At 69.4% G+C, this 20,499-nt stretch carries 23 protein-coding genes; 19 read left to right on the top strand and 4 right to left on the bottom strand.

Annotation, left to right across the window (positions count from 1 at the left end):
• Window positions 1–166 precede the first annotated feature (166 nt).
• On the top strand, window positions 167–565 hold the full coding sequence (locus BLU77_RS21535; protein WP_089775582.1) for a hypothetical protein: 399 nt from the start codon (window positions 167–169) through the stop codon (window positions 563–565).
• Between the two features lie 11 nt (window positions 566–576).
• Here the strand turns inward: BLU77_RS21535 and BLU77_RS23125 are convergent, their stop codons facing one another.
• The gene (locus tag BLU77_RS23125; protein WP_089775584.1) at window positions 577–1,467 is read right to left on the bottom strand and encodes a DinB family protein; all 891 of its coding nucleotides are present in this window, start codon (window positions 1,465–1,467) and stop codon (window positions 577–579) included.
• Window positions 1,468–1,504: 37 nt separating this feature from the next.
• On the opposite strand from BLU77_RS23125, the gene gatC reads away from it, so the two are divergent.
• From gatC to BLU77_RS21575, 8 genes are all read left to right on the top strand, one after another.
• Window positions 1,505–1,804 carry an Asp-tRNA(Asn)/Glu-tRNA(Gln) amidotransferase subunit GatC gene (gene gatC / locus BLU77_RS21545; protein WP_089775586.1) on the top strand — a complete coding sequence of 100 codons (300 nt, stop codon included), beginning with the start codon at window positions 1,505–1,507 and terminating at the stop codon, window positions 1,802–1,804.
• An 82-nt stretch (window positions 1,805–1,886) separates the two neighbouring features.
• Window positions 1,887–3,416, top strand: a complete 1,530-nt coding sequence (gene gatA / locus BLU77_RS21550; protein WP_089775588.1) for an Asp-tRNA(Asn)/Glu-tRNA(Gln) amidotransferase subunit GatA — start codon at window positions 1,887–1,889, stop codon at window positions 3,414–3,416.
• Window positions 3,413–4,903 carry an Asp-tRNA(Asn)/Glu-tRNA(Gln) amidotransferase subunit GatB gene (gene gatB / locus BLU77_RS21555; RefSeq protein ID WP_089775590.1) on the top strand — a complete coding sequence of 497 codons (1,491 nt, stop codon included), beginning with the start codon at window positions 3,413–3,415 and terminating at the stop codon, window positions 4,901–4,903. The genes gatA and gatB overlap by 4 nt, the downstream gene beginning before the upstream one ends.
• Window positions 4,904–4,928: 25 nt before the next feature.
• On the top strand, window positions 4,929–5,504 hold the full coding sequence (locus tag BLU77_RS21560) for a GNAT family N-acetyltransferase (RefSeq protein ID WP_089775592.1): 576 nt from the start codon (window positions 4,929–4,931) through the stop codon (window positions 5,502–5,504).
• A 4-nt stretch (window positions 5,505–5,508) separates the two neighbouring features.
• Window positions 5,509–6,693, top strand: coding sequence for a glycerate kinase (locus BLU77_RS21565; protein ID WP_217632536.1), 1,185 nt, complete (start codon window positions 5,509–5,511; stop codon window positions 6,691–6,693).
• A 181-nt stretch (window positions 6,694–6,874) separates the two neighbouring features.
• On the top strand, window positions 6,875–7,390 hold the full coding sequence (locus BLU77_RS21570) for a hypothetical protein (protein WP_089775596.1): 516 nt from the start codon (window positions 6,875–6,877) through the stop codon (window positions 7,388–7,390).
• Between the two features lie 12 nt (window positions 7,391–7,402).
• A complete protein-coding gene (locus BLU77_RS22295) occupies window positions 7,403–7,564 on the top strand; it encodes a hypothetical protein (protein ID WP_175477280.1) in 162 nt (53 codons plus the stop codon).
• A gap of 1 nt (window position 7,565) precedes the next feature.
• Window positions 7,566–8,396, top strand: a complete 831-nt coding sequence (locus tag BLU77_RS21575) for a DUF4097 family beta strand repeat-containing protein (RefSeq protein WP_175477281.1) — start codon at window positions 7,566–7,568, stop codon at window positions 8,394–8,396.
• Here BLU77_RS21575 and BLU77_RS21580 read toward each other — a convergent pair.
• Complete coding sequence (locus BLU77_RS21580) at window positions 8,377–9,018, bottom strand: alpha/beta hydrolase family protein (protein ID WP_089775599.1); 642 nt, start codon at window positions 9,016–9,018, stop codon at window positions 8,377–8,379. The genes BLU77_RS21575 and BLU77_RS21580 overlap by 20 nt on opposite strands.
• A 111-nt stretch (window positions 9,019–9,129) precedes the next feature.
• Here BLU77_RS21580 and ilvD (BLU77_RS21585) point away from each other — a divergent pair, with 111 nt between their 5' ends.
• Genes ilvD (BLU77_RS21585) through BLU77_RS21595 form a run of 3 tightly spaced genes read left to right on the top strand, consistent with a single transcriptional unit; the run spans window position 9,130 to window position 13,143 of the window.
• Entirely contained in the window at window positions 9,130–10,992 is a 1,863-nt protein-coding gene (gene ilvD / locus BLU77_RS21585; RefSeq protein ID WP_089775601.1) for a dihydroxy-acid dehydratase, read from the top strand.
• A 28-nt stretch (window positions 10,993–11,020) separates the two neighbouring features.
• On the top strand, window positions 11,021–12,739 hold the full coding sequence (gene ilvD / locus BLU77_RS21590; protein ID WP_089775603.1) for a dihydroxy-acid dehydratase: 1,719 nt from the start codon (window positions 11,021–11,023) through the stop codon (window positions 12,737–12,739).
• Window positions 12,736–13,143 (top strand): SdpI family protein, encoded by a 408-nt coding sequence (locus BLU77_RS21595; protein ID WP_175477282.1) that lies wholly within the window; start codon window positions 12,736–12,738, stop codon window positions 13,141–13,143. The genes ilvD (BLU77_RS21590) and BLU77_RS21595 overlap by 4 nt, the downstream gene beginning before the upstream one ends.
• Here the strand turns inward: BLU77_RS21595 and BLU77_RS21910 are convergent.
• Window positions 13,117–13,257 (bottom strand): type II toxin-antitoxin system VapC family toxin, encoded by a 141-nt coding sequence (locus BLU77_RS21910; RefSeq protein WP_139177883.1) that lies wholly within the window; start codon window positions 13,255–13,257, stop codon window positions 13,117–13,119. The two genes, BLU77_RS21595 and BLU77_RS21910, sit on opposite strands and share 27 nt — an antisense overlap.
• 32 nt (window positions 13,258–13,289) lie before the next feature.
• Here BLU77_RS21910 and BLU77_RS21600 point away from each other — a divergent pair, with 32 nt between their 5' ends.
• From BLU77_RS21600 to BLU77_RS21620, 5 genes are all read left to right on the top strand, one after another.
• Complete coding sequence (locus tag BLU77_RS21600) at window positions 13,290–13,949, top strand: VOC family protein (RefSeq protein WP_089775605.1); 660 nt, start codon at window positions 13,290–13,292, stop codon at window positions 13,947–13,949.
• Between the two features lie 278 nt (window positions 13,950–14,227).
• Window positions 14,228–16,063, top strand: a complete 1,836-nt coding sequence (locus BLU77_RS21605; protein WP_089775607.1) for an acetolactate synthase large subunit — start codon at window positions 14,228–14,230, stop codon at window positions 16,061–16,063.
• Between the two features lie 20 nt (window positions 16,064–16,083).
• Window positions 16,084–16,608 (top strand): acetolactate synthase small subunit, encoded by a 525-nt coding sequence (gene ilvN, locus BLU77_RS21610; RefSeq protein ID WP_089775608.1) that lies wholly within the window; start codon window positions 16,084–16,086, stop codon window positions 16,606–16,608.
• A 47-nt stretch (window positions 16,609–16,655) separates the two neighbouring features.
• The gene (gene ilvC / locus BLU77_RS21615) at window positions 16,656–17,684 is read left to right on the top strand and encodes a ketol-acid reductoisomerase (protein ID WP_089775610.1); all 1,029 of its coding nucleotides are present in this window, start codon (window positions 16,656–16,658) and stop codon (window positions 17,682–17,684) included.
• 98 nt (window positions 17,685–17,782) lie between these two features.
• Window positions 17,783–18,424: a hypothetical protein gene (locus tag BLU77_RS21620; protein ID WP_089775613.1), complete on the top strand. Its 642-nt coding sequence runs from the start codon at window positions 17,783–17,785 to the stop codon at window positions 18,422–18,424.
• A 4-nt stretch (window positions 18,425–18,428) separates the two neighbouring features.
• Here BLU77_RS21620 and BLU77_RS21625 read toward each other — a convergent pair whose 3' ends face one another.
• Complete coding sequence (locus BLU77_RS21625) at window positions 18,429–18,812, bottom strand: DUF4870 domain-containing protein (RefSeq protein WP_089775615.1); 384 nt, start codon at window positions 18,810–18,812, stop codon at window positions 18,429–18,431.
• Between the two features lie 61 nt (window positions 18,813–18,873).
• On the opposite strand from BLU77_RS21625, the gene BLU77_RS21630 reads away from it, so the two are divergent.
• Window positions 18,874–19,368, top strand: a complete 495-nt coding sequence (locus BLU77_RS21630; protein ID WP_089775617.1) for an ASCH domain-containing protein — start codon at window positions 18,874–18,876, stop codon at window positions 19,366–19,368.
• 64 nt (window positions 19,369–19,432) lie between these two features.
• The gene (locus BLU77_RS21635) at window positions 19,433–20,473 is read left to right on the top strand and encodes a 3-isopropylmalate dehydrogenase (protein WP_089775619.1); all 1,041 of its coding nucleotides are present in this window, start codon (window positions 19,433–19,435) and stop codon (window positions 20,471–20,473) included.
• Window positions 20,474–20,499 lie beyond the last annotated feature (26 nt).

Here is a 20,499-nt window from a genome sequence, read left to right on the forward strand (position 1 = left end):
CGGTTGGCGCCGCGGTGGCGCTGCGTTCAGAGGGGGCGTCCCACATGTCCGGAAACAGCTACTTCCTGCTCATGCTCGGCATCCTGGTGGTGCTGGTGGTGCTCTGGTCTCTGAAGCGGGTGTTCCGCCGGACGATCGGTGAGGCGGGGAGCGTGCCGGGGCGGCGGTGGCCGAGAAGCAGACCGGGGAGCACCTCGACCTCTACTCCCGCACGGCGGTGCTGGCGACCGACGCGGCCGGTGCCCGCGCGGTGGTGGAGCAGGTGTTCGGCAAGCACCGGCGCATCAGCGCCGCCGGCGAGGACCGGTGGACGCTGGAGTTCATCGAGCCGAAGGACATCCACCTGCGTCTCGATACTGCGGCGCAGCCGGTGCTGCACGTCACTCAGTTCCGCGAGCACAACGGCCAACCGATCGGTGGCGGGGACTGGCGCAGGGTCCTCGCCAAGGTCACCAAGGCAGCCCAGGAAGCCGGTGTGTCAGTGACTGAAGGGCGGATCGCGCATCAGCGCACCCACCCCGCCGACCAGAACAACTGGATCTGGACCGTCCAGCAGTCGGGCTGACCACGACAGGGTCACAGAACCCGCGCGCCGAGGTACACCACCCATGCCGCGAGGGCGGCATAGGCCATGCCGGTGGCGATCTTCTGCCGCACGTCGAACGCCCAGCACAGGGACGCCGCACCGATCAGCGCCCAGCACCCGGGCACACTCCAGCGCACGACCTGCGCCTGCAGCCCATCCCCGTCGGTCTGCGGCGGTGTCCAGAACAGGTACGCCGCGGAGAGCGCGAACGCCAGCCCGGCCAGCGCGATCCCGATCACCCGGCGGTGCCGCCGCGCGAAGGTCGGGGGTGGTGGGTGCTCGGCGCTGGTGTCGTCCGTCTGTTCTGCCGTCGAAGGAGCGTCGCCCCGGCTCGGACGGCCCTCGGTCACGTCCCAGGCATGGTGCACCAGGTCGTGCAGCAGGTACTGCAGCAGCGTGGTGACGGTGAAGACGGACCCGTTGCTCCGCCGTCCTGGGCGTGCCGCAGCCTCGGGCGGCACTGCCTCGACAGCCGCTGCCAGGGTCCTGCCCCGCTCCGCGATCTCCTCGGCCACCTGCGCCGGGTCCTGCTCGTGGTAGCGCCCTGCCGCTGCGGCCGCGTCGGAGTCCCAGTCCTCGAACTGTGGGTCGTCCTCGGTGAGCAACAGCTCGAGCCGTTCGATGAACACCTCGAGCACGTCCCGCACGTGCGCGCCGTATTCCAGCGTCGACCAGGTCTGTGGCGCGGGGCGTTCGGCCACCTCGGTGCGGCGCAGCACCACCGGCCAGACCTCCAGCTGGGTGCGCACGGCGCTGGGGATCTGGTCCAGGCTCAGTGCGCCCACGTCGGCTCCACAGTCCGGGCATCGGCGCTCCAGCACCCACGTCCAGTCCTTCGTGTCAGGCGGGATCTGCGCCGGGTCGGCTGCGTCATCTGGCATGCACTCCAAGGTACTGCCCGTCGGTAGACTCGCCGGTATGTCCACCATCAACGCAGACGAGGTCGCGCGCCTGGCCGCGCTGGCCCGGATCGATCTCACGCCGGAGGAGACCGACCGCCTCGCGGGCGATCTCGACGTGATCGTCCAGGCCGTTGCGCAGGTCTCCGAGATCGCCGGCGACGACGTCCCCGCTACCAGCCACCCGATCCCGCTGACGAACGTGCTCCGAGACGACGTGGTGGGTCAGACCCTGCCGCTGGAGGACATCCTCGCCCAGGCGCCGGATGCCGAGGACGGGCAGTTCGCGGTGCCGCAGATCCTGGGGGAGGACTCGTGATCGCGAGGAGCCCCCGCGAAGAGGCGCCGAGGTACGAGGTGCACCGGAGCGAGGCACCGCAGGGATCACGCGAGGAGACACAGTGACGGACCTGACCCGACTGACCGCCGCCGACCTCGCCGACCGACTCCGCGCCGGCGAGGTCTCCAGCGTGGAGGCCACCCAGGCGCACCTGGACCGGATCGCCGCCGTGGACGGCGCGGTGCACGCCTTCCTGCACGTGAACGCCGACGAAGCGCTCGCCACCGCCGCCGACGTCGATGCCCGGCGCGCCGCGGGGGAGGACCTCCCGGACCTGGCCGGGGTGCCGATCGCCGTCAAGGACGTCGTGGTCACCAAGAATCAGGTGACCACTGCGGGCTCGAAGATCCTCGAGGGCTGGATCCCGCCGTACGACGCCACCCTGGTGGAGAAGCTGCGCGCCACCGGGATGCCGATCCTCGGCAAGACCAACATGGACGAGTTCGCCATGGGGTCGAGCACCGAGCACTCCGCGTACGGTCCCACCCGCAACCCCTGGGACACCGACCGGATCCCCGGCGGCTCCGGTGGCGGATCCGCCGCCGCCGTGGCCGCCTATGAGGCACCGCTGGCGATCGGCACCGACACCGGTGGCTCGATCCGTCAGCCCGCTGCGGTCACCGGCACGGTCGGTATCAAGCCCACCTACGGCTCAGTCTCGCGGTATGGGTTGATCGCCCTCGCCTCGAGCCTGGACCAGGCGGGACCGTGCTCACGCACTGTGCTCGACTCCGCGCTGCTGCACGATGTGATCGGCGGGCACGACCCGCGCGACTCCACCTCGCTGCCGGAGCGTGCGCCGTCCTACGCGGCGGCCGCTCGCGAGGGGAGCGGCGGCGACCTGACCGGTCTGCGCGTCGGTGTGGTCACCGAGCTCGGGGGCGAGGGATACCAGCCGGGCGTACGGGCCAGCTTCGACGCCGGTCTGGCGCAGTTGCGCGAGGCGGGCGCGGAGATCGTGGAGGTGTCCTGCCCGAGTTTCTCCGCAGCCTTGGCCGCCTACTACCTCATCCTCCCCTCGGAGGCGTCCAGCAACCTCGCCAAGTTCGACGGGATGCGATTCGGCCTGCGGGTCGAGCCGAGCGAGGGGCCGGTCACCGCCGAGCGCGTGATGGCAGCCACCCGCGGCGCCGGATTCGGCCCGGAGGTCAAGCGCCGGATCATCCTCGGCACCTACGCACTCTCCGCCGGGTACTACGACGCCTACTACGGTTCCGCGCAGAAGGTGCGTACCCTCATCCAGCGGGACTTCGCAGCGGCGTTCGAGGCAGCCGACGTGCTCGTCTCACCGACCGCGCCCACGACGGCGTTCCGGTTCGGGGAAAAGGTCGACGACCCGATGGCGATGTACCTCAACGACGTGGCCACCATCCCGGCGAACCTAGCCGGGATCCCCGGGATCTCGCTCCCCAGCGGGCTCTCCGACGACGGCCTGCCGGTCGGCTTCCAGATCCTCGCCCCGGCCCGTGCCGATGAGCGCCTGTACCGGGTGGGCGCCGCCCTGGAGGCTCGCCTCCTTGCTGCTGACGGCACCAGCGTGCTTGCGCACGCCCCGGAACTGATGAACGCCACTGAAGGGGCCACCCGATGACTGCACTGGTCGACTACGACGACGCGATCGCCCGGTTCGACCCGGTGCTCGGCATCGAGGTGCACGTCGAGCTCGGCACCGCGACGAAGATGTTCGACGCCGCCCCGGCCCATTTCGGTGCCCAGCCGAACAGCGCCGTCACCCCCGTCTCGCTGGGCCTGCCGGGCGCACTTCCGGTGGTGAACGGCACGGCGGTGGAGTACGCAATCCGGATCGGCCTGGCGCTGAACTGCCAGATCGCCGAGAACTGCCGGTTCGCGCGGAAGAACTACTTCTACCCGGACGTGCCGAAGAACTTCCAGACCTCTCAGTACGACGAGCCGATCGCCTTTGAGGGCTACCTGGACGTCGAGCTGGAGGACGGCGAGATCGTCCGCGTGGAGATCGAGCGTGCCCACATGGAGGAGGACGCCGGCAAGAACACCCACGTCGGCGGATCCGGGCGCATCCACGGTGCCAGCCACTCGCTGGTCGACTACAACCGCGCCGGGATCCCGCTGGTGGAGATCGTGACCAAGCCGATCACCGGCGTCGGCGCACGCGCCCCGGAGGTGGCACGTGCCTACGTCTCCGCGTTGCGGGACATCTTCCGCACCCTCGGGGTCTCGGAAGCGAAGATGGAGCGCGGCAACGTGCGCGCCGACGTCAACCTCTCCCTCCGGCCTACCCCGGACGCCGCTCTGGGTACCCGCACGGAGACCAAGAACGTCAACTCCTTCCGCTCCATCGAGCGTGCGGTGCGGTACGAGGTCTCCCGGCAGGCCGCCGTCCTGGACGCCGGTGACGCCGTGGTGCAGGAGACCAGGCACTTCCACGAGGACACCGGCAGCACCTCCTCGGGCCGAGTGAAGTCCGACGCCGATGACTACCGGTACTTCCCCGAGCCGGACCTCGTGCCGCTCGCGCCGCCGCGGGAGTGGATCGAGGAGATCAGGGCGAGCCTGCCCGAGATGCCGGCGCTGCGCCGTCGGAGGCTGCGTGCCGAGTGGGGCTACTCCGAGGAGGAGATGAGGGACGCCGTCAACGCCGGCGCGCTCGACCTGATCGAGAGCACCGTCGCTGCCGGGGCGCCCGCCTCCGCGGCCCGGAAGTGGTGGATGGGTGAGCTCGCCCGCACCGCCAAGACCAGTGACGTCGAGCTCGCCGAGCTGAACGTGACGCCGGAACAGATCGCGCAGCTCCAGGCCTTGGTGGACTCGGGGCGGGTGAACGACAAGCTCGCCCGGCAGGTCCTCGAGGGCGTGCTGGCCGGTGAAGGCTCGCCCGAGGAGGTCGTCACCGCCCGTGGGCTCGAGGTCGTCTCCGACGACGGGCCGCTCCTGGAGGTCATCGACGCCACCCTCGCTGCGCAGCCGGACATCGCCGAGAAGATCAAGTCCGGCAACATGGGTCCGATGGGCGTGATCATCGGCGCCGTCATGAAGGCGACGCGTGGTCAGGCCGATGCCGGCCGGGTGCGTGAGCTGGTGCAGGAACGATTGTCCTGACCGGCGCCTCGGGGGAGGAAACCACATGACCGTGAGCTGGACACCACCGGTGCTGACCGGTGAGATGGTGACGCTTCGTGCCATCCGGGCCGATGATGCCGACCCGCTCCGCGCGGGCCTGACGGACCCCGAGGGGCTGCGGATGGCTGGGCTCACCAAGGAGTACACGCCCGAGTCGGTCGCACGCTGGGCAGCCGATGCGGCCACCCGCGAAGGGCGGTTCGACTGGGCCACCACCACCGACGGTGAGGAGATCCTCGGCCGGATCAGCCTGGAGTCGGTCGACCTGGACGCCCGCTGTGGCGACATCCGGTCACTGACCTTGCCCGGCCACCGCGGTCGGGGCTACGGCCGGGAGGCGATCATGCTGGTCCTGGACTTCGCCTTCGGAGCTCCCGGCGATGGTGGGCTCGGCCTGCACCGGGTGGGACTGGAGGTGCTCAGCATCAACCCCCGTGCCGCGGCGCTGTACCAGAGCCTCGGGTTCGTGGTGGAGGGCCGGCGGCGGGAGGTCATCGGTGACGGGGAACGGTTCGCCGATGCCATCGGCATGGGCATGCTCGAGGACGAGTACCCCGCGGCCAAGGCCACATGGTCGTGATCGCGTGAAGATCGTCCTTGCTCCCGACTCGTTCAAGGGCTCCCTGACCGCGGCCGAGGTGGCCGAGCATCTGGCTCGGGGCGCACGCCGCGCCGTAGCGGGTGCGGACACCGTCGAGGTACCGATCGCCGACGGCGGTGAGGGCACCGTGGCAGCGGCCGTCGCCGCCGGGTACACACCGGTGCAGGTCCACGTGACCGGTGCCCTGGGTGCGCGGGTGACTGCCACCTACGCCCGCCATGCGGGCCATGCCGTGATCGAGATGGCCGCCGCGGCCGGACTCGACCAAGTCGGTCCGGACGCCCACAGCGCCCGGACGTCCGGCACCGAGGGCGTGGGCGAGCTGATCCGGCACGCCCTCGATGCCGGCGCCACCGAGGTGTTGCTCGGTCTGGGAGGCAGTGCCACCTCCGACGGCGGAGCGGGCCTGGCCAGGGCCCTGGGAGTTGGCCTTCGGGACGCTGACGGTCGCCCGCTCGAGGCCGGCGGTGCGGCGCTCACCCACCTGGCCGAGGTCGATCTGGCCGGACTGGACCCCCGCCTCGCGGGGCTAGTGGGGGGCGTTTCCGTCGCGAACGGGCGATCTCACGACGCCAATGCACCCCACATCGTGCTCGCCGCCGACGTCACCTCACCGCTGCTCGGTGCCGACGGCGCGGCAGCGGTATTCGGCCCGCAGAAGGGCGCGACCCCGGAGGTGGTGGCCGAGCTGGAGACCGGCCTGGCCCGCTGGGTGGCCGCGCTCGCCGAGGCCGGCGTTCCGCGGGCGCGCGAGCTCGCCGAGTCCCCGGGCGCCGGTGCCGCGGGCGGCCTGGGCTATGGCGCGATGGTGCTGCTCGCCGCCTCGCGTCGCTCCGGGATCGAGGAAGTGCTGCGCATGGTCGGTTTCGCTGACCAGGTGCAGGGTGCGGACCTGGTGATCACGGGGGAGGGCAGCATGGACGCCCAGTCCCTGGCCGGGAAGGCGCCGGTAGGAGTGGCCGAGATGGCACGGGCTGCAGGCGTGCCCGTGCTCGCCGTGGTGGGTCGGCGTGCCGTGGACCAGGAGACGGCCCAGGCGCACGGGATCTCGGCCGTGCACGCGCTGCTCGATCTGGAGCCGGACGTGGATCGGTGCCTGGCGAACGCCGGTGAGCTCGCCGAGCAGGTAGCGGAGAACGCCGTCCGGACCTGGACGACTCGCACCTGAAGCAGTACCTCCCTCGCGCTCGAACGGACTTCCGGCGCTGGAACGGGCTTTCGTGCGCCCGAAACTCCGTTCGAACGCTGAAGGCCCGTTCGAATGGTATGACGCCAATGTGACGCCATATGGTGCCATAGTGGCGTCGCAACTATTGACAATGACGTCACCATGACGCCATGATGGCGTCATGGATCTGAATGGCTATCTCTCCTCCCTCCAGCAGGCGCTCGCGAACGCCACTGGCACCTCCTCGCCGGAGGTGCAGGAAGCGTCCGCACGGTTGGCCCAGACGCTCGAGCCAGCTCTCCGGCTCACCCTCATGGAGCTGGCCTCCGATGTCGCCTCGGAAGTCACCCTCCGGCTGGAGGGCGCTGTGGTGGAGGTCCGGCTGCGCGGTGGCAGCCCGGAGCTCGTGGTGGAGCAACAGCCGGATGGGGTGGCCGATGTCACCGAGCCGCTCGCACCGCCTGCTCCACCCGCGCCCCCGGAGGCTCCGGCCCCCGAGGATGACGGTTCACAGACCAGGGTCACCCTCCGGGTGGCCGAGTCGCTCAAGTCCCGCATCGATGACGCCGCGACCCGGGACGGTGTCAGCGTCAACACCTGGCTGGTGCGCGCAGCCCAGCAGCAGCTCGCCGGGCCTTCCGGCAACGAGTCCCGCACCTCATCCTCCGGCCGGCGCATGACCGGCTGGGTCCGCTGATCGGAGTCCCTGATGTTTCCCGACGACGTATTCGACGCCATTGCCGCCCGCCGCATGGGTGGCCCCCTCGACCGCCCGCACCGGCACCGGAAGCACGCGGGGCGCCGCCTCGGCGCCACCGACGACTTCACTGCCTATGACCCACCCCGCCGCCCGCGTCCCGAAGGACTCTGAGATGACCTCCTCCGACCACAGTTTTGCCGTCGACGGCCCGATCCAGCTCCTGGTCCGAATGCGCTCCAGCGACATCACCGTCACAGCGGCCGAGACCGACACCGCGTCGGTGACCTTCAGCGGCAACCCCGACCTCGCCGCCCGCGTCCGCGTGGATCTCGTCGGCGACCGCCTGCAGGTCGAGGCACCGCTGGCTCGGGCGGGCTTTCTCGGCTCCTTCGGTGGCCCGAAGATGGGCGTCTCCGTGGTGGTTCCGGCGGGTTCTGACGCGGAGCTGGAGACCGGTTCGGGCAGTATCCGCACCACGGGTGACCTCGCCGCCGTCCAGACCAGGACCGGCTCCGGCGCGATCCGCGTCGCACGCGGGACATCGGTGGAGGTCACCTGCGGTTCGGGCGACGTCGCCGTGGACTACGCCGGCAGCCTGCGCGCGACCACCGGATCCGGCAGGATCGCGGTCACCGAGGCCGACGAGGCTCGCCTGCGCACCGGCTCGGGCACGATGACCGCCGAGGCCGTTCGCACCATCGAGGCGTCGTCCGGATCCGGTGACGTCATCGTTCGTGACCTCGGGGAGTTCGCCAGGTTGAAGAGCGGCTCCGGCGACCATGTGGTGCGGCGCGTCGTGCGTGGCGAGGTGTCCGCCACATCGGCCTCGGGTGACATCTCGGTCGGTGTCGCGCACGGGTCCGCCGCGATGCTGGACTGCTCCACCGTCTCCGGAAAGGTGCGCAGCGAGCTCGAGCCGGGCGCCGCACCGGCCGATGACGCCGACGGCGTCGTGCTCCGGCTCCGCTCGGTGAGCGGCAACGTCACCGTCCGTCGGGCCTGAGCTCCCTACTGCGCTGGTCCAGCCAATGCCCGACGGCGTCCCGCAGCCCCGGCATGTCACCCTTCAGCGAGTGGTCGCCGCGCAGGCGCACCACGGCCCGGCCGGGCGCATCGGGCGGCATCCCGAACGGGTCTCGCTCGCCCTGCACCACCAGGGTCGGCACGCCCACCCCGTCGAGCTCGGGAAGTCGCGACTTCGACGGATCGTCCCCCTTGCCCGGGGGATGGACCGGGAAGGCGAGGCACAGGACCCCGGAGGCTGCGACGTCGTCGGCCGTGCGGCACGCCACCCGGGCGCCGGAGGAGCGGCCTCCCACCAGCACCGGCAGCCCGGACAGCCACCCGTCACGCAGGGCGGTGAGCATCTCCCGCCAGGCCGTGTCGAGCTGCCGAGCCGGCGCCGGTGCACGACGCCCAGCCACCCGGTACGGCTGCTCGGTGAGCACCACGCTCACCCCGGCCCCCACGGCGGTGGCGGTCGCCGCCTGCAGGTCGGGTGCGCCGACTCCGCCCCCGGCGCCGTGCCCGAGCACGAGAGCGGCCCACGGGTCCGGTGCCGGGTGGTGATGGGCACGGCCCGGGCCGTGCGTGGTGGCGATCTCGAGCACCTCGGTCGGCTCCATGGACCCAGACTACGGACCAGGGTGCGGACACGATTCTCCCCGGCGGTGGTGGCAGTCGTATCGTGGGAACCCGGCGCACGCCCCGCGCCGAAGCGTCGAAGGAGTGCCCCGATGAGTCGTCCGCTGCGTTCGCGCACGTCCACCCACGGCCGCAACATGGCCGGTGCGCGCGCCCTCTGGCGTGCGACCGGGATGGGATCGGGAGACTTCGGTAAACCGATCGTCGCGATCGCGAACTCCTACACCCAGTTCGTGCCCGGGCACGTGCACCTCAAGGACATGGGCGACCTGGTCGCCTCCGCTGTGGAGGAGGCGGGGGGAGTGGCCAAGGAGTTCAACACGATCGCCGTCGACGACGGCATCGCCATGGGGCACGGCGGCATGCTCTACTCGCTGCCCAGTCGCGACCTGATCGCCGACTCGGTGGAGTACATGGTCAACGCGCACTGTGCGGACGCCTTGGTCTGTATCTCCAACTGCGACAAGATCACCCCCGGGATGCTCAACGCGGCGCTGCGGCTGAACATCCCGGTCGTCTTCGTCTCCGGTGGCCCGATGGAGGCAGGCAAGGCGATCGTGGCCGACGGCGTCGCGAAGACCAACCTGAACTTGATCAATGCGATCAACTACTCCGCTGACGAGAACGTCTCCGACGAGGCACTGGCCCAGGTGGAGGAGAACGCCTGCCCGACGTGCGGGTCCTGCTCGGGGATGTTCACCGCCAATTCGATGAACTGCCTCACTGAGGCGCTCGGGCTGTCCCTGCCGGGGAACGGGTCCACCCTGGCCACGCACGCCGCACGCAAGGAGCTCTTCCTCGATGCGGGGCGTACCGTCGTCGAGCTGGCGAAGCGGTACTACGACGACGAAGACGACTCGGCTGCTCCTCGCTCCATCGCCACCAAGGCCGCGTTCCGCAATGCGATGGCGCTCGATGTGGCGATGGGCGGGTCCACCAACACGGTGCTGCACGTGCTCGCCGCCGCCCAGGAGGGCGAGATCGACTTCGGGTTGAGTGACATCGAGGACATCAGTCGCAACGTGCCGTGCCTGTCCAAGGTGGCACCGAACCACCCGAACTATCACATGGAGGACGTGCACCGCGCCGGCGGCATCCCCGCGCTGCTCGGTGAGTTGGACCGTGCCGGCCTGCTGGAGCGGGACGTGACCAGCGTGCACACACCCACGTTGCAGAAGTGGCTCTCCGACTGGGACATCCGCAGCGGGAGTGCCACCGACGAGGCGATCGAGCTCTTTCATGCCGCACCGGGCGGGGTGCGCACCACGCAGGCGTTCTCCACCTCCAACCGGTGGGAGTCGCTGGACACCGACGGCGCCGACGGCTGCATCCGCGACCTCGAGCACGCCTACACCGTCGAGGGTGGACTCGCCGTGCTGCGCGGCAACTTGGCCGAGGACGGCGCCGTGTTCAAGACCGCGGGCGTGGACCCGGACGTGTTCCACTTCGTCGGGAAGGCGCTCGTGTGCGAGTCCCAGGACGATGCCGTGGAGAAGATCCTCACCAAGCAGGTCGAGCCCGGGCACGTGGTCGTGGTGCGCTATGAGGGGCCGGCCGGGGGGCCGGGCATGCAGGAGATGCTCTACCCGACGTCGTTCATCAAGGGCCGCGGGCTGGGCAAGGTGTGCGCGCTGATCACCGACGGCCGTTTCTCCGGCGGGTCCAGCGGCATCTCGGTGGGGCACATCTCCCCGGAGGCCGCCGCCGGTGGGTTGATCGGGCTGGTGGAGGACGGTGACGAGATCGAGATCGATGTCGATTCTCGCTCGATCCGGCTGAACGTGCCCGATCAGGTGCTCGCCGACCGTCGCGCCAAGATGGAGGCGTCGGAGCACCCGTGGCAGCCCGTGGATCGGGACCGGTACGTTTCCCCCGCGCTGCGCGCCTACGCGGCGATGGCCACCTCGGCCGACCGGGGTGCCGTGCGGGACCTGTCGCTGATCCGTCGCGTCTGACGTCGGCGCAGCGTTCTAGAGTGAGGGGATGAGCGACACCTCGGACACAGCAGGATCCCCGGACATCAAGCCCCGCAGCCGCGTCGTCACCGACGGGCTGTCCGCGACCGCCTCCCGCGGGATGCTGCGCGCCGTGGGGATGGGCGACGAGGACTGGGTCAAGCCGCAGATCGGCATCGCCAGTTCCTGGAACGAGATCACCCCGTGCAATCTGTCCCTGGACCGGCTCGCCCAGGGTGCGAAGGAGGGCGTGCACGCCGGCGGTGGCTACCCGCTGCAGTTCGGCACGATCTCCGTCTCGGACGGGATCTCGATGGGACATGAGGGGATGCACTTCTCCCTCGTCTCGCGCGAGGTGATCGCCGACAGCGTCGAGACGGTGATGATGGCCGAACGGCTGGACGGATCGGTGTTGCTGGCCGGCTGTGACAAGTCCCTGCCCGGGATGCTGATGGCCGCTGCACGTCTCGACCTCGCGAGCGTCTTCCTCTACGGGGGTTCGATCATGCCCGGCTGGGTGAAGCTCTCCGACGGCACGGAGAAGGACGTCACCCTGATCGACGCCTTCGAGGCGGTCGGGGCGTGTCAGCGGGGACGGATGTCCACCGAAGACGTCGACCGCATCGAACGGGCGATCTGCCCGGGCGAGGGTGCCTGTGGCGGGATGTACACGGCGAACACCATGGCCTCGGTGGCCGAAGCGATGGGGATGTCACTGCCCGGCTCGGCCGCACCGCCGTCGGCAGATCGGCGCCGCGACAACTTCGCCCACCGCTCCGGCGAAGCGGTCGTGGAGATGCTGCGCCGGGGGATCACCGCCCGCGACATCATGACCAAGGAGGCGTTCGAGAACGCCATCGCTGTGGTGATGGCCTTCGGTGGTTCGACCAACGCCGTCCTGCACCTGCTCGCGATCGCCAACGAGGCCGAGGTGGAGCTCACCCTCGACGACTTCGACCGCGTCGCCTCCAAGGTGCCGCACCTGGGCGACCTGAAGCCGTTCGGCCGGTACGTGATGAACGACGTCGACCGCATCGGCGGAGTGCCGGTGATCATGAAGGCGCTGCTGGACGCCGGCCTGCTGCACGGGGACTGCCTGACCGTGTCGGGTCGCACGGTGAGTGAGAACTTGGCGAACCTTGCTCCGCCAGACCCGGACGGCAAGATTCTGCGGGCCATGGACAACCCGATCCATCCCACCGGGGGCATCACGATCCTGCACGGCTCGCTCGCCCCGGAGGGAGCGGTGGTCAAGTCCGCTGGCTTCGACGAATCCGTCTTCGAGGGGACCGCGCGGGTGTTCGAACGGGAGCAGGCCGCGCTCGCTGCCCTGGAGGATGGCACCATCACAGATGGGGACGTCGTCGTGATCCGCCACGAAGGCCCCAAGGGCGGTCCCGGGATGCGGGAGATGCTCGCCATCACCGGTGCCATCAAGGGCGCCGGGCTGGGCAAGTCGGTGCTGCTGCTCACCGACGGACGGTTCTCGGGCGGCACGACCGGCCTGTGTGTGGGGCACGTGGCCCCTGAGGCCGTCGACGGCGGACCGGTCGCCTTCGTGCGCGACGGTGACCTGATCCGTCTGGACGTGGCGAACAAGACCCTGGATCTACTGGTCGAGGACTCCGAGCTCGCCAGGCGCCGGGACGGGGGTGTGGCCGAGGTGCCGCACGGGTTCACCCGCGGGGTGCTCGCCAAGTACTCCACGCTCGTGCAGTCGGCGTCGGTGGGGGCGGTCCTGGGGTGACCGAGGTCGACGCGGTGGCGCTGACCGCGACCGGGTTACTGGTCGTCGCGACGGGCCTGCTTCTCGTGGTGCTCGCGCGACGGGCCGCGCACGGGCGGATCCGGCGCAATCCGATCGCCGGTATCCGCACCGCGGCCACTATGGCTTCGGACGAGGCGTGGCTGGCTGCGCATCGGGCAGGAGAGTCGCTCACCGCACTCGGTGGGTGGGTCTTCGTGGCGACCGGAGCGGTCACGACGGCGGGGACCCGGCTGGGTGCTGCTGAGGTTGCGTGGCCGGCGGCGGTGCTTATCGGTGGAGTGCTCCTGGCACTCTGCGCAGTCGTCGCAGGCGGCATCCGCGGGCATCGCGCCGCCCGCGCGATGGAGGGGATCAACTCACCAGGCGGTGGTGAGCCCGGGTAGTGCGTGAAACTCCGCGTCACCCGTGACCAGGGTGAGTGACTCGAGCATCGCCTGCGCGGCGAGGATCCGCTCAAGCGATGCGCGGTTGCTGGTGTCGGTGGCTGGGCGGACCATTGAGGCCACACACCCGATCGAGAGGACCGACCATGCCCACGCTGTCCGCAGAACAGGCTGCCGCTCATGACGGGCTCGAGGACTGGCGGGTCATTCAGACCTCCCTGTACACCAGCTACGCAACGGGATCTTTCGCCGTCGGGGCACGGTTGGTGGGGCGGATCGCGCAGATCGCCGACGAGCTCAACCACCACCCGGACGTCACGTTGCGATACCCGACCGTGCTCGTCACCACCACGTCACACGACGTTGGCGGGCTCACCGAACGGGACATCACGCTGGCACGGCGCATCAGCGAACTCGCCCGCGCCGAGGGTGTGGATGCGGATCCCACTGGGTGCAGCGCATTGGAGATCGCGATCGACGCACTCGATCGTGACGCTGTCCTGCCGTTCTGGCGAGCGGTGCTCGGGTACAGCAGCGACCCCGACGACCCCGGAATGCTGAGTGATCCGCAAGGGCGACACGCCGACGTGTGGTTCCAGCAGATGGATGCACCGCGCCCGCAGCGCAACCGCATTCACATCGACGTGTGCGTGCCGAAAGACGTTGCCGAGGAGCGAGTTCAGGCCGCCCTCGATGCGGGTGGGGTGCTGGTCTCGGACTCCCGGGCACCGTCGTTCTGGGTGCTGGCCGACGCTGAGGGCAACGAGGCATGCGTGTGCACGTCCTTCGGTCGGGTGCGCGACTGATACGCCCATCCGGCAGACGACCACAGGCGTGTCAAAATGTGGTCCCATTGACCAATATATGAGATGATGTGCGGGAGAATGTGACGATGGGGCTTTCCGCGGTCTAGGATCAAGGCATGTTCACGCAGACGATCGTCGTCGTACTTGCCGGGCGCGCTCACGCGACCGTCTGAATTCCGACGATCCCCGCTGAGCGCGCACCCCTCGACACCCGGTGGCCGGGCCGAGGGGTTTTTGTTTGCCCACACCAGATGACCCCGCAGATCGCAGGAGGAGCGATGGCCAACGTGCCACATCCCACGCCGCCGCGACCGCAACCGCCGAAGCCGGCACTTGCCCCGGCCGACGCCGCAGCGGCGACAGGTGAGCCCATGACCGGTGCCGCATCGGTCGTCCGCTCTCTTGAGGCCGTCGGGGTAGAGACGGTATTCGGTATCCCGGGCGGGGCGATCCTTCCGGTCTACGATCCGCTGTTCGACTCCAGCCTCCGGCACATCCTGGTGCGGCACGAACAGGGGGCCGGCCACGCCGCCGCCGGATACGCCGCCTCCACCGGCAAAGTGGGCGTTTGTATGGCGACGTCCGGGCCTGGCGCGACGAACCTCGTGACCCCGCTGGCTGACGCGAACATGGACTCGGTTCCGATGGTCGCGATCACCGGTCAGGTGGCCGAGTCGCTGATCGGTACCGACGGCTTCCAGGAGGCGGACATCGTCGGCATCACGATGCCGATCACGAAGCACTCGTTCCTCATCACCGATCCGGCGGAGATCCCGGCCCGGATCGCCGAGGCGTTCCACATCGCCAGCACTGGCCGTCCTGGCCCCGTGCTGGTGGACATCGCCAAGAGTGCCATGCAGGCCGAGACCACGTTCACCTGGCCGCCGGCGCACCTGGACATCCCCGGGTACCGGCCGATCACGAAACCGCACATCAAGCAGATCAAGGAAGCTGCCCGGCTGCTGGCCACGGCGCGTCGCCCGGTGCTGTACGTGGGGGGCGGGGCCATTCGTGCCCAGGCTTCCGAGGACCTGCTGAACCTCACCAACCTCTCCGGTGCCCCCGCCGTCACCACACTGATGGCCCGTGGTGCACTGCCCGATGACCACCCCCAGCACCTCGGGATGCCCGGGATGCACGGCACGGTGGCCGCGGTGGCGGCGCTGCAGAAGGCCGATCTGGTGGTGGCTCTGGGGGCTCGCTTCGACGATCGGGTGACTGGTCGGTTGGACAGCTTCGCCCCCGGTGCCACGGTGGTGCACGCCGACATCGATCCTGCGGAGATTTCCAAGAATCGCTTCGCGGACGTGCCGATCGTCGGTGACCTCAAGGACGTGCTGGCGGACCTGATCGCCGAGCTGGAGCGAGAGCAGGCCCAGCACGGCAAGCCGGACCTGGCCGCGTGGTGGTCCACGCTGGACCACCTGCGGGAGACCTACTCGCTCGGCTGGACGCCCACCGAGGATGGTCTGCTCGCCCCGCAGCACGTGATCTCCCGGCTCGGCGAGATCTCCGGACCGGACACCGTGTACACCGCCGGCGTGGGCCAGCACCAGATGTGGGCAGCCCAGTTTATCCGGTATCAGAAGCCGCGGAACTGGCTGAACTCCGGCGGGCTGGGCACGATGGGCTACTCGGTGCCGGCCGCGATGGGGGCCAAGGTCGCCCGTCCGGATGACACCGTGTGGGCGATCGACGGCGATGGCTGCTTCCAGATGACGAACCAGGAGCTCGCGACCTGCGCGCTCGAGGGCATTCCCATCAAGGTCGCCATCATCAACAATTCCTCGCTCGGCATGGTGCGCCAGTGGCAGACGCTGTTCTACGAGTCGCGCTACTCGAACACGGATCTGAACACCGGTCACGAGACCGTGCGGATCCCGGACTTCGTCAAGCTCGCTGAGGCCTACGGGTGTGCCGGGCTGCGGTGCGACAAGGTGGCCGACGTGGACGAGACGATTCGCCAGGCCGAGGCGATCAACGACCGACCGGTGGTTGTCGACTTCGTGGTGAGCCGGGACGCGATGGTGTGGCCGATGGTCGCTGCCGGCGTGAGCAACGACGACATCCAGTACGCCCGCGGCATCAGCCCGGACTTCGAGCGTGATGAATGAGGATGGGTAAGGATCCAGAAATGTCCCGACACACACTCTCCGTTCTCGTGGAGAACAAGCCCGGTGTGCTCACTCGAGTCTCGGCCCTGTTCGCCCGGCGCGCATTCAACATCCACTCCCTCGCCGTAGGCCCCACCGAGCACCCGGAGATCTCTCGCATCACCGTCGTGGTCGATGTGGAGTCGAACCCGCTGGAGCAGGTCACCAAGCAGCTGAACAAGCTGGTGAACGTCCTCAAGATCGTCGAGCTCGCCCCGCACGCCTCCGTACAGCGGGAACTGCTGCTGGTGAAGGTCAAGGCCGACGACGCCTCCCGCACCGCGGTGCTGCAGGTGGTCGAACTGTTCCGGGCGCACGTCGTGGACGTGACCCCGGAGGCGGTGACCATCGAGGCCACCGGCGGCGAGGAGAAGCTGCAGGCACTGCTGGCCTCGTTGGAGCCGTACGGTATCCGTGAGATCGTCCAGTCCGGCGCTGTGGCGATCGGTCGTGGCGCCAAGTCGATGACCGATCGTGCGCTGGAGCGCATCAACCGCACCGCGTGAGCGGGCGTCCCCATCCCCGAGTAGGAACCCTAGAAGGAGAAATCACTGTGGCTGAGCTGTTCTACGACGACGACGCCGACCTGTCCCTGATCGCCGCCAAGAAGGTCGCCGTCGTCGGCTACGGCAGCCAGGGGCACGCCCACTCGCTGAACCTGCGGGACTCCGGTGTGGACGTGCGCGTGGGTCTGCGCGAGGGGTCTGCCTCGCGGAAGAAGGCTGAGGACGAGGGCCTGCGCGTGCTCACCGTGGCCGAGGCCGTCAAGGAGGCGGACGTCGTCGTGGTGCTGGCACCGGACCAGGTGCAGCGGCACGTGTACACCGACGAGATCGCCCCGAACCTCGCCGACGGCGCCACGCTGGTGTTCGGTCACGGGTTCAACATCCGCTTCGGCTACATCAAGCCGAAGGAGTCGGTGGACGTGATCATGGTGGCCCCGAAGGGACCCGGGCACCTGGTGCGTCGCGAGTACGCCGACGGTCGTGGCGTGCCGGTGATCGTGGCGGTCGAGCAGGATGCGTCCGGTTCCGCATGGCCGCTGGCCCTCTCCTACGCCAAGGGGATCGGCGGACTGCGCGCTGGCGGGATCAAGACCACCTTCACCGAGGAGACCGAGACCGACCTGTTCGGTGAGCAGAGCGTGCTCTGCGGTGGCGCTTCGCAGCTGGTGCAGTACGGCTTCGAGACCCTGACCGAGGCCGGCTACCAGCCGGAGGTTGCCTACTTCGAGGTGCTGCACGAGCTCAAGCTCATCGTGGACCTGATGGTGGAGGGTGGTCTGGCGAAGCAGCGCTGGTCCATCTCCGACACGGCCGAGTACGGCGACTACGTCTCCGGCCCGCGGGTGATCGACCCGAACGTGAAGGAGAACATGAAGGCGGTGCTCGCGGACATCCAGTCCGGTGCCTTTGCCGAGCGGTTCATCGCCGACCAGGACGCCGGAGCCCCGGAGTTCAAGGAGCTGCGTGCCAAGGGTGAGCAGCACCCGATCGAGGCCACCGGTCGCGAGCTGCGGAAGATGTTCTCCTGGATGAAGGAGACGGATGCCGACTATGTCGAGGGAAGTGCCGGACGCTGACCCTCGACTGACTCACTCTCGGCAGTCCGACCTACCCACGCCACGGTAGGTCGGACTGCCGAAGTCGTCTCAGGCGCCCTGCGGCTACGATCGGCGCTATGACCGACCCTGCAGAACAGCCGGCCGAGATCGTCCCCGGGCCGGTGTCCGAGCCTGGCGAGGCCCGCGAGACGCTGATCTCCCGCGGCACCCGGGCCTCGGTGGGCACGCTCGCCCCGGTGCTGCGGCGCGCGGTGCGCATCCTGCGGTTCCCGGCCTACGCCGTCGGGCTGGTTCCGGTGCTCCCGCTGCTCGGCACGGCGGTGGTCGCCGCCACCGGTGACGGGTGGGAGCGGATCGTGCTGCTCCTGCTCGTGGCAGCAGGCGTGGCGGTGGTGGTGCTGTGGTGGATCCGGATCCACCGCTACGTCAGCGCCGTGGACGACCCGGACGCGCTCACCGCCGAATTCGTGCAGTTGGTGGATCTGCTGGAGATGCGCGACGAGGTGCTGGACCGCCTGAAGAACCTGGCGGAGAAGGGTGGTCTGCGGTTCTTCCGGCGGCTGCGGTCGCTGTGGCGGGTGGTGACGATCCCGGACTACCTGACGGGGCGGATCGAGGACCTCGGCCGGGCGCGCTGGTTCGTCCCGCCGGCCGTGGGCACCACCGTGCTTCGAGCGACCGCCTTGCTCTGGACGGCGATCGTCTCCTGGCTCGTGTTCCTGCTGGTGCTGGGGTTGCGCCTGTCCGGAGGCTTCTGAGCCGTTAGTGCAGGATCCGGATCTGGAACGGGTAGGAATAGACCTCGCCGCGGCTGGCTCGCACCGCGCCGATGATCGAGAAGATCAGTTGGATCAGCCCGGGGATGAAGATCAGGAACAGCCCGAGCGGCAGCAGGATCACGGTGAAGACCATGATCCAGCCGACCACCATCGCCACCCAGACGGTGAGGTGGAAGTTGAACGAGCTGGCGGCGGCGTTGCGCACCAGCGGCCCCCGGTCGCGCCAGATCAGCCAGACGAGCAACGGGCCGGCGATCGAGACGAACCCGATGCTGACGATCATCGCGATGATGGGGGAGAGATGCGCCAGGATCGCGATGGTTCGGTCGTCGCCGCGCGCCTGCTGAGGGTAGGGCTGCTGGGTCATAGTTCCTCCGAGGTGTGCGGATCGCAGCCTGGTCCGAACGCCGGAGTGCGAGAATGGGCTCATGGACTCCGATGAGGTAGCTGCCTTCTGGAAGCATGCCAGAGTGCGCGGGAAAGTGGCCTGGCTTGAGGCATTCATCGGCCAGCATCGGGAGAGCACCCTGCCGCCCCCGGCGTTCTCCTTCGCTCCCGAGCCCCACGTGGCTCAGGACATGGCCGAGGCGGTGCTGGACGGGCGACGGACCGCCGTCAGCACGCTCCGTTCTGAGTTTCCTTCCGATGATGACCTGCCCCGGGTCGGTGACCTCGCCATCGTGCTGGACGGGCACGAGCACCCGGTCGCGCTGATCCGCACGGTCGAGGTGCGCGTGCGGCCGTTCGCGGAGGTGGACGAGCAGCACGCCCGCGGGGAGGGTGAGGAAAGCGTGCAGGCCTGGCAACGGCGGTACTGGACGAGCCTCGGTGCGGACGAGGGGAGCGAGGTGGTGCTCGAGCGCATCGCCCTCGTCTTCCCGCAGGTGGCGGAAGCGACCGGTCAGGTGCACCAGTACACCTGACCCAGCCGCTCAACATTCGAGACTGGTTGTCCGTCAGGTGGGATCCGACGCTACGCTGCGAGGCATGGCACGCACGATCAAGCTCGCAGTCGTCGGTGGAGACGGAATCGGTCCGGAGGTGACCGCCGAAGGTCTCAAGGTGCTCGATGCCGTCCTGGTCGGCACCGACGTGACCGTGGAGCGCACCGACTTCGAGCTCGGGGCCGCCCGCTGGCACGCCACCGGTGAGACCCTCACTGACGACGATCTCGCCGCGATCAGCACCCACGACGCGATCCTGCTCGGCGCCGTCGGCGACCCGACCGTGCCCTCCGGGGTGCTGGAGCGTGGCCTGCTGCTGAAGCTGCGGTTCGCCCTGGATCACTACGTGAACCTGCGCCCCTCCAAGCTCTTCCCGGGCGTGCCCAGCCCGTTGGCGAACCCCGGCGAGGTCGACTTCGTCGTCGTGCGTGAGGGTACCGAGGGGCCCTACGTCGGCAACGGAGGTGCGCTGCGGGTGGGCACCCCGCACGAGATCGCCACCGAGGTCAGCGTGAACACCGCGCACGGGGTGGAGCGGGTGGTGCGGGACGCCTTCGCCCGCGCCCAGGCGCGTCCGCGCAAGAAGCTCACCCTGGTGCACAAGCACAACGTGCTCGTCCACGCCGGGCACCTGTGGCGCCGTACGGTCGACGCCGTGGCGCCGGAGTTCCCCGATGTGAGCGTCGACTACCTGCACGTGGACGCGGCCACCATCTTCATGACCACGGACCCGTCCCGGTTCGACGTGATCGTCACCGACAACCTCTTCGGTGACATCATCACTGACCTGGCCGCCGCGATCACCGGTGGCATCGGGCTGGCCGCCTCCGGCAACGTGAACCCGGACAAGACCTTCCCCTCGATGTTCGAGCCGGTGCACGGCTCCGCCCCGGACATCGCCGGCCAGCAGAAGGCCGACCCGACTGCGGCGGTCCTGTCGGTGGGGCTGCTACTGGATCACCTGGGCCTCACCGAGCAGGCCCAGCGGATCGAGGCGGCCGTCGAGGCGGACATTGCTGAGCGCAGCGGCCCACGTTCCACCAGCGAGATCGGCGACGCCCTCGCTGCACGAGTAGCCGGCTGAGCGGGCGCCCGGCCAGCGAGACACCG

Origin of the sequence: Ruania alba (assembly GCF_900105765.1) — a bacterium.
Taxonomy (GTDB): domain Bacteria; phylum Actinomycetota; class Actinomycetes; order Actinomycetales; family Beutenbergiaceae; genus Ruania; species Ruania alba.

Bases quoted from the DNA above. Each gene is read 5' to 3' on its own strand.
- BLU77_RS23125 (WP_089775584.1), bottom strand. From the start codon at position 1,467: ATGCCAGATGACGCAGCCGACCCGGCGCAGATCCCGCCTGACACGAAG.
- gatC (WP_089775586.1), top strand. From the start codon at position 1,505: ATGTCCACCATCAACGCAGACGAGGTCGCGCGCCTGGCCGCGCTGGCC.
- gatB (WP_089775590.1), top strand. From the start codon at position 3,413: ATGACTGCACTGGTCGACTACGACGACGCGATCGCCCGGTTCGACCCG.
- BLU77_RS21560 (WP_089775592.1), top strand. From the start codon at position 4,929: ATGACCGTGAGCTGGACACCACCGGTGCTGACCGGTGAGATGGTGACG.
- BLU77_RS21570 (WP_089775596.1), top strand. From the start codon at position 6,875: ATGGATCTGAATGGCTATCTCTCCTCCCTCCAGCAGGCGCTCGCGAAC.
- BLU77_RS22295 (WP_175477280.1), top strand. From the start codon at position 7,403: ATGTTTCCCGACGACGTATTCGACGCCATTGCCGCCCGCCGCATGGGT.
- BLU77_RS21575 (WP_175477281.1), top strand. From the start codon at position 7,566: ATGACCTCCTCCGACCACAGTTTTGCCGTCGACGGCCCGATCCAGCTC.
- BLU77_RS21580 (WP_089775599.1), bottom strand. From the start codon at position 9,018: ATGGAGCCGACCGAGGTGCTCGAGATCGCCACCACGCACGGCCCGGGC.
- ilvD (WP_089775601.1), top strand. From the start codon at position 9,130: ATGAGTCGTCCGCTGCGTTCGCGCACGTCCACCCACGGCCGCAACATG.
- ilvD (WP_089775603.1), top strand. From the start codon at position 11,021: ATGAGCGACACCTCGGACACAGCAGGATCCCCGGACATCAAGCCCCGC.
- BLU77_RS21910 (WP_139177883.1), bottom strand. From the start codon at position 13,257: ATGGTCCGCCCAGCCACCGACACCAGCAACCGCGCATCGCTTGAGCGG.
- BLU77_RS21600 (WP_089775605.1), top strand. From the start codon at position 13,290: ATGCCCACGCTGTCCGCAGAACAGGCTGCCGCTCATGACGGGCTCGAG.
- BLU77_RS21605 (WP_089775607.1), top strand. From the start codon at position 14,228: ATGGCCAACGTGCCACATCCCACGCCGCCGCGACCGCAACCGCCGAAG.
- ilvN (WP_089775608.1), top strand. From the start codon at position 16,084: ATGTCCCGACACACACTCTCCGTTCTCGTGGAGAACAAGCCCGGTGTG.
- BLU77_RS21620 (WP_089775613.1), top strand. From the start codon at position 17,783: ATGACCGACCCTGCAGAACAGCCGGCCGAGATCGTCCCCGGGCCGGTG.
- BLU77_RS21625 (WP_089775615.1), bottom strand. From the start codon at position 18,812: ATGACCCAGCAGCCCTACCCTCAGCAGGCGCGCGGCGACGACCGAACC.
- BLU77_RS21630 (WP_089775617.1), top strand. From the start codon at position 18,874: ATGGACTCCGATGAGGTAGCTGCCTTCTGGAAGCATGCCAGAGTGCGC.
- BLU77_RS21635 (WP_089775619.1), top strand. From the start codon at position 19,433: ATGGCACGCACGATCAAGCTCGCAGTCGTCGGTGGAGACGGAATCGGT.